A 13,909-nucleotide genomic window follows, 5' to 3' on the forward strand; every position below is an offset into this window, starting at 1 on the left:
CATGATATACTTAGGAAAACGCGTTGTACGGGAACGAAAACAGCGCAGAGGGAGGCTTTGAGGTGGAACGGACCATTCTGTTATTGGGAAATCCTGAATTATATGAGGTCAGTCAGGAAGTGAAAATAGAAGAGCTTCATCAGATGGAACAGGTGAGGGAGGATTTAAAGGATACTCTGTTGGCATTTAGGGCCCGCTATGGAGTGGGAAGGGCCATTGCGGCGCCCCAGATTGGGGTGAAGAAACGTGTTATTTACCGTCATCTGGACACACCAGTGCTGTTTATCAATCCCCGGCTTACCTTTCCAGAACAGGAAATGATAGACGTGCTGGATGATTGTATGTCGTTTCCTGACCTGCTGGTAAGGGTAAAGCGGTATAAACGGTGCATCATATATTATAAAGACCTGGAATGGAACGATTGCTCCATGGAACTGAAAGGGGATATGTCGGAACTGATTCAGCATGAGTACGATCACCTGGACGGAATACTGGCAACCCTGCGGGCAGTGGATGAAAGAGCGTTGGTGATGAAGCCCCATTGACGGATAAAGTACGGCGTCAGTAAGGATATGCAGACATTTTAGACACAGGAGGAATGATACCGGATGATTGACAAGGAAAAATTTTTAACAAGCTACAACATTGAACCTGAGGAACTTAAGGCGGCCGGACTGGACTGGGAGGAGCTGGCGGCCATCTATGATGACTATTTGTCCGTTGAGGGAAAACTGCGCAGCATTGGTAAGGATTTTGTGTACGATTATCTCTATGATATTGAGAGGGCAGGCATCCATTCCTACCGGTACCGCACTAAGGATCCCGGCCATCTGATAGAGAAAATCATACGCAAGCGCAACGAGCATTTTGAACGGTTTGAGGATATAAACAGAAGCAATTACCATAAGTACATCACGGACCTGATTGGAATTCGTGTGTTTTTCCTTTACCGGGAGGATTGGATTCATTTCCACAAATATATAACCAGTGTATTTGAGAATAACCCTGATCTATATGTGGTGGACCGCATAAAGGATTTTGATGAGGACACCGGGCATTATTACATCGCGGAACGGCCAAAGGTCTACCGCAGAAACGGAGACACCAGGATTTATGACGAGAATTTGATTGAGATTAAGTCCAACGGTATATACCGCTCCCTCCACTATATCATCAAATATAAGGGATATTATGTGGAAATCCAGGGAAGAACCCTGTTCGAGGAGGGCTGGAGCGAGATTGACCATGATATCGTATACCCCTATTTCCAGGACGATGAAATGTTAAAGGATTTCTCCACGCTCCTAAACCGTCTGTCAGGCATGGCGGATGAGATGAGCTCTTATTTCCGCAGGATGAAAGGGGTAAAGGAGGAATGGGAGAAACAATTGGAGAGATATGATGATGAAGGATAGACAGGAACCGTTTTCCGGCATGAGCCTGGAGGAACTGTGGCAGCTGTTCCCTGTTTTCCTCACAGAGCACAGGCCGGTCTGGACGCAGTGGTACCAGGAGGAAAGGGAGCGGCTGTCTGGTATCCTTCCCATGGAGGATATCTGCGAAATCAGTCATGTGGGAAGCACATCCATCCCATCCATCTGGGCCAAGCCCATAGTGGATATCCTGGTGGAAATGGGGGAAGGCGGGGATATGCAGGCCATGAAGGAACATATTATCGGGGGCGGCTACATCTGCATGATGGAAAAGGCAGGGAGGATTTCGTTCAACAGGGGTTACACGCCGTTGGGATTTGCGGAGAAGGTATTCCATCTGCATCTGAGAGAGGCGGGGGATAACGACGAGTTATATTTTAGGGATTATCTGAGGGAGCATCCGGAAGCAGCCAGGGAATATGAGGAGCTGAAGCTGGGACTCTGGAAAGAATATGAACATGACCGGGATGGGTATACGGAGCAGAAAAAAGCTGTGGTGGAAAGATTTACCAGGGAGGCAAAGAATCTTTATCCCGGCCGGTATAAAAGGCAGGCTCTGAGGTTTGCCAGGGCTGAGCCCGAAGATACGGAGGCGCTGCGCCGGCTTGCCAGGGCTTCGGAGGCACACTGGGGATATGATGAGGCGTTTATGGAAAACTTTGACGCAGGGTTTAATGTTACGGAAGATTTTATCCGCCGTAATCCTGTGTATGCGGCAGGTGAACGCGGCTGTCCGGCTGCCTTCTGGGGAATCAGGCAGGATAGAGATGCATGGGAATTAGAGTATTTTTATGTGGCAGAGGAAAGGCTGGGGAGGGGACTGGGAAAACAGATGTGGGAGCATATGACCGGCTGGTGCGGAAAACAGGAAATATGCCGCATTCATTTTGTTACCAGCCCCCAGGCAGTGGGATTTTACAGAAAAATGGGCGCGGTCCGGGACGGGGAAACACGGTCCCCTGTGGACGGCCGTCCGGTTCCGCATTTTGTGTATGACCTGTGATATTACATGGAAAAAGGCGGATAAGGTATACTGCGGTCAAGGCTTGTATAGTCTGTATTGGCGGAAGAGGTGCTGAGACTGGTAAAATGGTAACGTATGAACAGGCGCGCGGCCGGGAAAAAACGGCCGGACGCCTGTTTTTTGTCTGCGGTCCGTGCTTTATTTTAAGAACAAAAGGGGAAAAATGCATTTAGGCATTTGCATTTTTCATGGGCTGGTATATAATCGGTACTGTTAAAAGCGGAATGTATCGCACGTAAGAGACCAAAGGACGGGTCACTAAGTGCTCATAACGAACCGCTGCACTAAGCGGTCAAAGGACGCCCGCCAAGTGCCAGCGGAATGTATCGCACGTAAGAGACCAAAGGACGGTCTCTAAGTGCTCATAACAAGGAGGCAGGAATATGCGAGGAGTGGAGACACGTATACAGGAAATCAGACACAGGATATTCAGGGAAGTGGCAAGGATGGCCTATCATACGGAATGGCCGGTGGATAAACGTATTGAAGAGCTTCCGTATAAAATCATACCGGGAGAAGTGGGGAATTTCCGCAATGACGTTTTTTTGGAACGGGCTATTGTCGGGGAACGGCTCAGATTGGCCATGGGGCTTCCGTACCGCAGCGCGGCGGAACATGCGCCGGTTTCGGATAACATAGAGGCTGCGGACAGACCGGAGACTTATTATACGCCTCCCCTGATTAATGTGATTAAATTTGCCTGCAATGCCTGTCATGAAAAGCGTGTATTTGTAACAGACGGCTGCCAGGGCTGTCTGGCCCATCCATGTGAGGAGGTGTGCCCTAAGGATGCCATCAAGCTGGACAGGACCAATGGACGCTCCCACATCAATGACGACAAATGCATCAAATGCGGAAGGTGCGCGGATGTTTGTTCCTATAAGGCCATCATTATCCAGGAAAGACCCTGCGCCGCTGCCTGCGGTATGGACGCCATTTCCACGGATGAGAATGGAAAGGCGGATATTGATTACGATAAATGCGTATCCTGCGGAATGTGTCTGGTGAACTGCCCCTTTGGAGCCATAGCGGATAAATCGCAGATATTCCAGGTTATACGGGCCATCCAGTCAGGGGAAAGGGTTTATGCGGCAGTTGCCCCGGCTTTTGTGGGGCAGTTCGGACCAAAGGTGACGCCCGGCAAGCTGCGTGCAGCCATGAAGGCGCTGGGGTTTGCGGACGTATTTGAGGTGGCTGTGGGAGCCGACCTGTGCGCTACCCAGGAGGCAATTGACTTTATCCAGGAAGTGCCGGAAAAGCTTCCCTTTATGGCTACATCCTGCTGCCCGGCCTGGTCCATGATGGCTAAGAAGCTGTTCCCGGAGCATGCGGACTGTATTTCTATGGCATTGACCCCCATGACATTGACGGCAAGGCTGATTAAGCGGCACCATTCTAATGCAAAGGTTGTATTCATCGGTCCCTGCGCAGCCAAGAAGCTGGAGGCCATGCGTACGGACATACGAAGCGATGTGGATTTCGTCCTTACCTTTGAAGAAATGGACGGCATCTTTGACGCCCGGCATGTGGACGTGGAGAAGATAGAAGAAGATCCGGAAGGCGTCAATGACGCTTCCATGGACGGCCGTAACTTTGCGGTGGCAGGCGGGGTGGCCAAGTCCGTAGTGGATGTGATTCATGAGCGTTATCCGGATAAGGAAATCAAGGTAGCCAATGCAGAGGGCCTTAAGGAATGCAGAAAACTGCTGACCATGGCAAAGGCCGGGAAATACAATGGCTACCTTCTGGAGGGAATGGCGTGTCCGGGCGGATGTGTGGCCGGAGCAGGAACCATGCAGCCTATTAAGAAGTCCCAGGCATCCGTGAACCTGTACGCATCCAAGGCAAAGCATAAAACCTCCAATGAGACAGAACATGTGAAGGAACTGGATAAGCTGGTGGACTAAAGGGCGGATTAATCTTTCTCCATCATGATTTCCAGAATGGTGCGGTCTGTCTGTGCCATGCCGGGATTGCTGATTCGTCCCATATTGCGGATGGCGCCCTCCGGTGTGGCGTGGCATATGCCGTCCTTTGGATCCAGCACGGTTTTGTCCACGGCCAGACAGGCGCTCATAAGGGCTGCCCCGCTGGCTGTAGCCAGTTTTAAGGCACATCCGATTTTTCCGCCGTCACATATCATGCCGGTCAGGTTGCCGCTCATATTGATGATGGCATATCCCATCTGTTCATGGCTGCCGCCCATGAGCCAGACCATGGAAGCAGAGGCGGCAGAAGCAGCGGAGACACCGCATCCGCAGGTGGCGGACAGCTTGCCGGTGAATTCCTTGATGTACACATTGATGGAATGGGATATGGCCAGCGCCTTTACCAGATGTTCTTTGTCAGAGCCAAGATACCGGGCTGTTTCCACAACAGGCAGAATGGTGGTAAGGCCGTGGTTGCCGCTGCCTGCGCTGCTCATGACTGCATAGGGACAGCCACACATGCGGCCTTCCGCGCTGCTGGCCATAAGGGTCATAATACGGCTCATAAGGGAGTTTCCCACAATATCGGTCCGGCAGTATTTTGCCAGAGAGGAGGCGGCTCCGATGCCAAGTTTGTGCTGCATGCCGTAATCGGCCAGGGCAGAGTTCATCCGGGCTCCGTCTTCCATGAAGGCCAGTTCCTCCGGGGAACAGCTTTCGACCAGCGATACAATCTGCGAAATGGTCATGGAGGCCAGCTTTTCATGGAGAGCCGTTCTGCCGGTAAGGGAGTATTCCTTCTGAAAGAAAGGCGTGAGAACTCCGTTTACTGTCCGGGCGGTACAGACAATATTGGAATGGGTATTTCTTATTGTGCTGGCTCCTGTACCGGCAGAGGACACTGCTTCTGCATGGGCATAGAGCAGGGGCTCGTCCTCCTTGAGCTTAAGTGTGACCATTCCGGATTCCACCAGGTTTATGGCCTGGCTGCTGACAGCAGGGGAAAGGTCCTCCAGGAGTTTAAGTCCTTTCTGAGGATTGGCCAGGCAGGCGCCCAGGGCAGCGGCATATTTGAGTCCCACCCGGTCAAAACCGGGAATACCTACATTCATACCGTTCTTATAGATGCCTGGATTCATTTCTACCCTGACGGACAGAATGGTTCCTCCGGCAGCCTTTGCGGCATCTGCCGCGGCCAGGGCCACACACACTGGCTCAGTACAGCCCAGGGCAGGCACTACCTCCTGCTTTAACAATGCAATCAATTCTTCTTTATTCATGATGTTCCTCCTTTGCAATTCCCGCACCATGCAGCCCTGACGAATGGCAGGGCGTTCAGCGCAAATCCTATCTATCTCTCATTACAAGCAAGATTCATGCCTGAAAATTCAGCTTGCAGAAAGGCGGGTTTTGGTCTTATAATGGTTTTAATGGTTGAAATGGAGGAATAAAATGGTTAAAAAGGTGGCGGTCATTGCCCTGGACCCAAGAGCCAGCGCATTTTACGGAAAACAGGTGCAGGAGCTGTTCGGGGAATACGTGAAGGTGAATTCATACAGTGTGAGAGAAGGAACGATTTCCAATATGGAGCGGGCGGATCTGTATCTCATGTCAACAGACGCATTTGACAACCGGGAGGATGTGCCCCAGTACATCCCCATTGAAGCGCAGATCAGCGAGATTCACGTGACCTATCTATGGGAAACCATACGGCTGCTGCGGACCATTCCTGCCGGAACCAGGGCTCTGTTTGTGAATATGACGGAGAAAATGGTCAGGGAAGCCACATCGGGTTTGAACCAGCTGGGGGTGAACCACATTGAATTTATACCCTTTTATCCGGGAGCGGAGCCGGTGGAGGGCATTGGCCTGGCTGTCACACCGGACGAAGAACGGTATGTCCCGGACAGCGTGAAGCAGGTGGTCAACATAGGACAGCGCTGTCTGACTTCGGAGACCATGATTGAGGCAGCGTTAAAACTGGGCCTGGAGGAACTGTTGGAGACGCCTAAGTTCCAGGCATATTTTTCAAGTGTGGTCACCAGCACCTACAATTTTGACATGATGTTCGCCAGGTCCAGAAGGCTGGAAAGCCAGTTTGACATACTGATGGAGATATTGGACGAGGGAATCATCGGTATCAATGAGCGGGCCGAGATATTTGCCATGAACAGGAAGGCGGAAACGATTACGGGGCTGAGCCGTACGCTGGTGATGCATAAGCAGGCATCTGCCTCCCTGGCCTATTTGCCGTTTATTGAGTGCCTTAAGACAAAAGAGAAGATAGAGCCCAGGGTAATCCGCATCAACAATGTGAATGTAGGCGTCACAGTGGTTCCGGTGCTGCGCAGGGAGGACTGCATCGGCGCGTTTGCCATCCTGCAGCCCTTTAATGATGCTGAGAACCGCCAGCATGAGCTGCGCAACCAGCTGATGCACAAGGGGTACCGGGCCAAGTACACCTTTGAGGATGTGATTGGGGTGTCCGGGGAGATATTGAGGACAAAGGCCATTTTAAGGCGCATGGCCTACACGGAATCACCGGTACTCTTAATTGGTGAGACAGGCACTGGCAAGGAGTTGTTTGCCAACGCAGTGCATCTGGCTTCCAGGAGGGAAAAGGGGCCGTTTGTGGCCATAAACTGCGGGGCTATGCCGGAAAATCTGCTGGAAAGCGAGCTTTTCGGGTATGAGGAGGGCGCGTTTACCGGGGCCAAAAAAGGCGGAAGACCAGGGCTGTTTGAATTCGCCCATCACGGCACCTTGTTTCTGGATGAGGTGGAGGGCATGAGTCCGGCCCTCCAGGTAAAATTGCTTCGGGTGCTTCAGGAGCATGAGATCATGCGGGTGGGCGGCAATAAGATTATCAGCGTGGATGTACGTATCGTGGCAGCCACCAATGAATCCCTGGAAGAAAAGGTGCGTGACGGCAGCTTCCGGCGGGACCTGTATTACCGTCTGAACACACTGCCGGTCCTCATTCCTCCCCTGTGCCGGAGGGGGGAGGATGTATTCCTTCTCATGGAACGGTTCTGCCGGGAGCTGAAGGGAGAGTTTGTGCTCTCAGAGGAGGTAAAGAAGATTTTCCGCACGTACAGCTGGCCGGGGAATATCCGGGAACTGCGCAACCTGGCGGAGTACTTTTGCTTTACAGGCAGCCAGGTCATCACTGTAAAGGATTTGCCCCCCACATTTCAGTATGATGGGATTGGGGCAGGATTATCGTACTGCGCGTCCAAAAAGGCGGAATATCCGGAACCGGTTTTGCAGCCTGATACCGCACCGTGGAAACAGGCAATGCGGGAACAGGGGCTGGAACCGGAGGAATACTGGTTTGTACTAAAAATGTTATACTGTTCCTCTGAAAATGGAGAGACAGTGGGACGGGAGCGGATTCTGGAAGCTGCCAGAAAAGAAAAGCTCCTTCTCTCCCAGCCGGCCGTCAGGTCTATCCTGGGAATATTCAGGGAATATGGCCTGGCCAGGGTTGGACGGGGAAGAGGCGGAAGCCGTATAACATCCCTGGGCAGGAAGATATGGGAAGGATATGAATTTAACCAAATAAACCATATTATCAACCAAAAATAAAAAAACACAACCAATTAGCGGCCAATATAACCATTTGATTTGGTTTGGGGAATAATTTAAATACAGCGGAAAAGGATTTGATTTAATAAGGAATCAAGTCCTTTTTTTGCGTTGATTTCAATATGATTGTAAAAGTTGGCATGATGCTTGCTTATTAAATAGGCAGATGCGGAAAAGCACAGCCAGATGCGGAAAAGCACAGGCAGATGCGGAAAAGCACAGCCAGATGCGGAAAGCACAAGCAGCTGCGGAAAAGCACAGCCAGCATAAACAATGAAAGAAAGGCGGTATATGACATGAAGTATAATTTTGACGAAGTCATTGACAGGAGCCACAACAGGGCAGCCAAGTATGATGAGAGGATGAAGAAATTCGGCAGGGAGGATGTGATTCCCTTATGGGTGGCCGATATGGATTTCAGGACAGCTGAGCCCATCATAGACGCCCTTAAGGAGAGGGCCGAAGAGGGGATCTGGGGATATACCTCCAGGCCGGATTCCTACTTTGAGGCGATCCGGGGCTGGCAGAAGCGGCGCAACGGATGGGATATAAAAAAGGAGATGATGAGCTGGAGCCTGGGAGTGGTGCCGGCCCTGTCATCCATTGTAAAGCTGTTTTCAGAACCGGGTGACAGCATCATGATTCAGACGCCTGTGTACTCGGAATTCTACGATGTAACAGAGGCGTGGGGACGGAATGTGCTGGAAAACCGACTGGTGGAAAAGGACGGTGCATGGGGAATTGACTTCGAGGATTTTGAAGCCAAGGCTAAGGAAGCCAGGATATTCCTTTTGTGCAGCCCCCACAATCCACTGGGAATTGTATGGAGCAGGGAGGAGCTGACCAGAATGGCAGATATCTGTATGGCCAACAACACTCTGCTGGTTTCCGACGAGATACATTCTGACCTGGTATTCCATGGAAAAAAACATATTCCAACCGCCACATTGTCCGCGGAGACGGCCGGAAGGGTAATCAGCTGTATTTCCGGTACAAAGACCTTCAACCTGGCGGGGCTTCAGGCATCCACCACAATTTTTCCCAATCTGGAGATGAAGAAGAAATTTGATGACTTCTGGATGGCTATGGATATCCACAGAAATAACGCGTTCAGTTCCGTGGCAATGGAGGCAGCGTTTAATGAGGGGGAAGAGTGGCTGGAACAGCTGCTTGCGTATCTGGATGGGAACTTTACCTTTATAAGGGAATACTGCAGCGCCAATATACCCAAAATCAGGCCCACGGTGCCGGATGCCACTTATCTTGTGTGGCTGGACTGCCGTGAACTGAATATGGATAATGAGACCCTGCGTACCTTTATGATCGAGAAAGCCGGTTTGGGACTGAATGAGGGGTATACCTTCGGACGGAGCCTGTCCGGTTACATGAGGCTGAATGCCGCCTGCCCAAGGAGTGTACTAGAAAGGGCCCTGGGACAGTTAAAGAACGCAGTGGATCGTCTGTAGACCGGGCTGCGCCAAAGGAGAAGGAGGAAGTAAGGGATGAACAAATCAGAAATATGGAAGAATTACCGTTTTCCAATCATTTTATTATCAGGCATCATGATAGGCGCCGTCATCGGGGTGATATTTGGCGAAAAGGCAAAGGTTCTGGCTCCCCTGGGAGATATTTTTCTGAACCTGATGTTTACGATTGTGGTTCCAATGGTTTTTGTTTCCATATCCAGCGCAGTGGGGAACATGGTGAACATGAAACGGCTGGGGAAGATACTGAGCAGTCTGGTGATGGTATTTGTGATTACCGGTGCCATCGCAGGTGTCCTGGTGCTGGTGGTAGTAAATGTATTTCCGCCGGCGGCAGGCACCAGCATCCATTTTGCCAGCGCTGAGATGGAGGAAATGAGCGGAATCGGGGAAATGGTGGTAGGCACACTGACGGTTGACGATTTTTCAGGGCTTATGAGCAGGAAGAACATGCTGCCCATCATTGTATTCGCCATTTTGTCCGGTTTCTGCGTCAGCGCCTGCGGAGGTGAGGACAGTCCTGTGGGAAGGATGCTCAATAACCTGAATTCAATTATCATGAAAATCGTGAGTATTATCATGCTGTACGCGCCGATTGGACTGGGAGCGTATTTTGCATCCCTGGTGGGAGAGTTCGGCCCGGGACTGATCGGAGACTACGGACATGCCATGCTGGTATATTATCCCATGTGCATTGTTTATTTCATGGCAGCATTTCCGGCATATTCTTATTTCGCAGGAGGAAGAGAGGGAGTGAGGCGTATGTTCAAACATATACTGAATCCTGCGGTCACTGCATTTGCCACTCAGAGCTCCATTGCCGCCCTGCCTGTAAACTGCGAGGCGTGTGACAAGATAGGGGTGCCAAGGGACATCCGGGATATTGTGCTGCCCATGGGGGCGACTATGCATATGGATGGTTCCGTGCTCTCCTCCATAGTGAAGATAAGTTTCCTGTTTGGTATATTCGGCCAGTCCTTTACCGGAATCGGTACCTATGCCATGGCTATGGCGGTTGCTATCCTGAGCGCCTTTGTGCTGTCCGGTGCTCCCGGGGGCGGCCTGGTGGGAGAAATGCTTATTGTCAGCCTCTTCGGTTTTCCGGCAGAAGCCTTCCCGCTGATTGCCACCATAGGATTTCTGGTGGACCCGGCCGCAACCTGCCTTAATGCCAGCGGCGATACCATTGCTTCCATGATGGTGACCAGGCTGGTGGAAGGAAAAGACTGGCTGGAAAAACAGATTTACAAAGAAAATCCCATGGGAAATACTGCCGCGGCACAAGCCGCTATAGCAGAAACCAAATAGAATCATATGATAGAAAAGGAGATTTATAGTATGAAAGTAACTGTTATAGGAAGTCATTTATGTCCTGACACACTGTATGCATTATGTAAACTGACAGAGAAGCAGGCGGACATTGATTTTAAGAACCTGTCTGCCAGCCTTCCGGATTTGAAGCAGTATCTGGAGGTCCGGGAACAGAATGAGATGTATGAATCTGTGCGCCGGGCAGGAGGAATCGGCATACCGTATTTTGAACTGGAGGACGGTACCGGAACATTGGATTTAAATGAAGTTATGGCGCGGATATAAGACAGGTTTTGCGTTTCGGTGTAAGGCTGTTTCCGGAACAGGTACAGGATGGGGTTCGGGGCGGCGGGATTATGGAATCATATAGGTATGGATAACGGCAGGAAAACGCGGGTAAGCATCTGAACGCGTTTTCCTGCTGTTTTGCTGATAAATATAATGCGGCAGGCGTGTTCCTTCCTGTCCGGCAGATATGCGCTTCCATTTAATGGAACATATGCTCTTCCCATTTAACTTCTTTCCAATCACCTCAAAATAATATATAATGTAAAAATGGCATGTGCACAACCATATACGGCGGGGAGGTACAGATTTGCGCAGAGGCATTTTTCATAAATATTTGTTGGGTTTTACATCTTTTTTTCTGGTGCCTATGGTGGTACTTTCTATTTGTTTACAAATTATTATGTACCGTAATCTGTCCAGGGAGATTCTTGGGTACAATGAAAATATTCTGGAGCGTCTGGGAGATGATTTGGTAACCATGAACGGCCGGCCTTATGGAGGCTGGGAACCGAATCAGCTTCAGCGGCCCTGTGGTATCCAGAAGCCGGGATGCCCAAAACCAGATTCAGATGGTGGACATGCTGCGCGAGGAGAATGCAGCCAATCCTTACATAACAAAGGCGTATATCCTCTACGAAAATGAAGATATGAGTTTTTCTTCCCAAGGGCGGTATGCCAAGGATATTCTTCTGGCGGGCCAGCTGAGGCTGCCGGAGGAAGAAAGGCAGCCATTCCTGGAAAAACTGTATAATATGGACCATCCCGGGTACGATGTTATCAACAAGGAGTACCACATGAAGGACGGAATCATAACAAGACCGCAGATGGTATTCATTTATCCGGTATATAATTATTCCTTTAAGGTTGAATCCTGGGTGGTGCTGGAACTGCAGCCCTCCAAAATCAGCCGGAGTATGACCACGTCCCCGGGCAGCTACAGCCATGGAATCGCTGTGCTGAACGGAGAGGGAAAGATACTGGCAACAGAAGGGGAGGATCTGGGGCTGGATGAGGTGATGGGACGGGTCCTGGAGGCAGAGCCGGGAAGCTGTACCACCTTTCAGGAGAGAGCGGGACAGGGCCGTTATATCGTATATCCTATGGACCATCCCTCTCTTATCATATTGAGTAAGATAACCATGCCCGACCTGCTGGCAGATGTGGTACAGAATAACAGCCTGCTGGTCACCGGAGTTTTACTCTTTTTAATCCTGGGATGCTTTATGGCAATCTACATGGCCTACCATTATTACAAGCCCATACACCAGCTGGCTCAATATATGAAACAGGACAATGAAAACAGTGAGGACAGGAGCAGGGACGAGCTGGTATTTATAAAGCATCAGTATGACAGCCTGAATTCTGTCAGGGATTCCCTTGCAAAGGAGATTGAAAAGCAGTGGCCCCTGGTGGAGGAACGGCTTGTGACAAAGCTGCTCTATGGGGAGGACGACACCCGGGAGGACGGTACCCGGGAGGACGACATGGTGAACGGCATTCTAACGGAGCAGATGAAGGGGCGGAATCATATGGTGATTCTGGCGGCCGGAGGAAACATGTCTTCCAGGGAGTTATCCGCTTTGTACAAAGAAAAGGAAGGTCCCATAAAAGAGAGATTTCAGACGGATTACGGCGTGTATACAAGTTTCCTGTACTATTTCGGCGCAATTGCCGTCATTCTCAGCCGCAAGGTCCTGACTGAGGAACACAGGATTGGGGCCAGGGAGCGTTTGAAGGAGGTATTCAGCAGTTGCGAGTGCGTCATTTCCGCAGGAAATATTCATGAGGATGCGTCAGGTGTGCATCTGTCCTATCTGGAGGCCCTTACCAACATGAAGTTCCGTCTGTTAAATCCCCACAAAGAGCTGGATTTTGAGAACATGGAGCAGGGAAAGGGTGAGGAGTACAGCGCTACCATCAGCCGCTATCAGACTGAATGTCTCTTGTGTATCAGCCGGTGTCTGGAAAGCGGTTCGCCGGAGGGGGTGGAGGGCTCTGTGCAGGAAGTGGTGCTGAGCCTGGAGGAGCTTCCGGGACAGATGGCGCTGATGTGCTGTTATGATATCGTAAGCCATCTTCTGAAGGAAGTGAAGAAAAATGACATCCGGCTGACGGAGAAGGAACTGTACCAGCTGACCGCGTTCAGGACTGTGGAAGAATTCGGTGAAAAGCTGGGAGATGCTCTTATGAGAATCAATGGTGTCCTTGCGGCCTCCAGGCAGGACACCCGCAATGATTTAGTTAAGCAGGTGCTTGTATACATAGAAGATAATTACAGGGACAGCAGTCTCTGCCTGGTGGGAATGGCGGAACACTTTGGCTATTCATCCAGCTATATGAGTAAATTCATAACCCAGAACCTGAATACCAGTTTCTCCGAACTGATATCCAAAAAACGTCTGGATTACACCAAGGATTGTCTGATTCACACAGATAAGCAGATAGCCCAGATAGCCCAGGAGGCTGGATATGCCAATCTGTCCAACTTTACAAGGAGGTTTAAGAGTTCAGAGAATATGACGCCGGGGCAGTATAGGAATTTGTATGGGGATGGGAAAAAAATATAGAGCGGATATGGCAGGAGATATAGCGGTGCGGGAAGCGCCCATCTCCTGCCATTTTCTTATTTGGCGGTCAGAACGAACCATCGGTTGTGTGCGGCGTTGAAAATGTTGTGATATCTGACTGGGATTTACAGCATCAGGGAAGATAAAGCCTTTTACCATCGAAGGAAATATCAATCAGAACATAAGGGCAGAACACATATAAAAACTGTAAATAATGCATAAAAATATGTTTTCAATATAGTGCAATATTTATGTATTGACAAAATTAAAAAATAGTAATAAGATT

At 50.2% G+C, this 13,909-nt stretch carries 10 protein-coding genes; 9 read left to right on the plus strand and 1 reads right to left on the minus strand.

Annotated elements, in window-relative coordinates; all coding sequences use genetic code 11:
- The first annotated feature begins 23 nt into the window (after nucleotides 1-23).
- The 4 genes from LI015_RS09170 to LI015_RS09185 all read left to right on the plus strand — a co-directional run bounded on the left by LI015_RS09170 (nucleotide 24) and on the right by LI015_RS09185 (nucleotide 4,364).
- Nucleotides 24-545 carry a peptide deformylase gene (locus tag LI015_RS09170; RefSeq protein ID WP_117626891.1) on the plus strand — a complete coding sequence of 174 codons (522 nt, stop codon included), beginning with the start codon at nucleotides 24-26 and terminating at the stop codon, nucleotides 543-545.
- 63 nt (nucleotides 546-608) lie between these two features.
- On the plus strand, nucleotides 609-1,415 hold the full coding sequence (locus tag LI015_RS09175) for a hypothetical protein (protein ID WP_002570589.1): 807 nt from the start codon (nucleotides 609-611) through the stop codon (nucleotides 1,413-1,415).
- On the plus strand, nucleotides 1,402-2,436 hold the full coding sequence (locus LI015_RS09180; RefSeq protein WP_319638723.1) for a bifunctional GrpB family protein/GNAT family N-acetyltransferase: 1,035 nt from the start codon (nucleotides 1,402-1,404) through the stop codon (nucleotides 2,434-2,436). The genes LI015_RS09175 and LI015_RS09180 overlap by 14 nt, the downstream gene beginning before the upstream one ends.
- A 404-nt stretch (nucleotides 2,437-2,840) precedes the next feature.
- On the plus strand, nucleotides 2,841-4,364 hold the full coding sequence (locus LI015_RS09185) for a 4Fe-4S dicluster domain-containing protein (protein ID WP_002565486.1): 1,524 nt from the start codon (nucleotides 2,841-2,843) through the stop codon (nucleotides 4,362-4,364).
- An 8-nt stretch (nucleotides 4,365-4,372) separates the two neighbouring features.
- Here the strand turns inward: LI015_RS09185 and LI015_RS09190 are convergent, their stop codons facing one another.
- Nucleotides 4,373-5,665 (minus strand): L-cysteine desulfidase family protein, encoded by a 1,293-nt coding sequence (locus LI015_RS09190; RefSeq protein WP_002570586.1) that lies wholly within the window; start codon nucleotides 5,663-5,665, stop codon nucleotides 4,373-4,375.
- A 172-nt stretch (nucleotides 5,666-5,837) separates the two neighbouring features.
- Here LI015_RS09190 and LI015_RS09195 point away from each other — a divergent pair, with 172 nt between their 5' ends.
- From LI015_RS09195 to LI015_RS09215, 5 genes are all read left to right on the plus strand, one after another.
- On the plus strand, nucleotides 5,838-7,973 hold the full coding sequence (locus tag LI015_RS09195) for a sigma-54 interaction domain-containing protein (RefSeq protein ID WP_117626893.1): 2,136 nt from the start codon (nucleotides 5,838-5,840) through the stop codon (nucleotides 7,971-7,973).
- A gap of 296 nt (nucleotides 7,974-8,269) precedes the next feature.
- Nucleotides 8,270-9,439, plus strand: a complete 1,170-nt coding sequence (locus tag LI015_RS09200; RefSeq protein WP_117626894.1) for a MalY/PatB family protein — start codon at nucleotides 8,270-8,272, stop codon at nucleotides 9,437-9,439.
- A 36-nt stretch (nucleotides 9,440-9,475) separates the two neighbouring features.
- The gene (locus LI015_RS09205; protein ID WP_227124667.1) at nucleotides 9,476-10,765 is read left to right on the plus strand and encodes a dicarboxylate/amino acid:cation symporter; all 1,290 of its coding nucleotides are present in this window, start codon (nucleotides 9,476-9,478) and stop codon (nucleotides 10,763-10,765) included.
- A gap of 30 nt (nucleotides 10,766-10,795) precedes the next feature.
- Nucleotides 10,796-11,053, plus strand: coding sequence for a hypothetical protein (locus LI015_RS09210; RefSeq protein WP_002565481.1), 258 nt, complete (start codon nucleotides 10,796-10,798; stop codon nucleotides 11,051-11,053).
- A 497-nt stretch (nucleotides 11,054-11,550) separates the two neighbouring features.
- A complete protein-coding gene (locus tag LI015_RS09215) occupies nucleotides 11,551-13,623 on the plus strand; it encodes a helix-turn-helix domain-containing protein (protein WP_227124669.1) in 2,073 nt (690 codons plus the stop codon).
- Nucleotides 13,624-13,909 lie beyond the last annotated feature (286 nt).

Origin of the sequence: Enterocloster sp. 210928-DFI.2.20 (assembly GCF_020554465.1) — a bacterium.
Lineage (GTDB): Bacteria > Bacillota > Clostridia > Lachnospirales > Lachnospiraceae > Enterocloster > Enterocloster bolteae.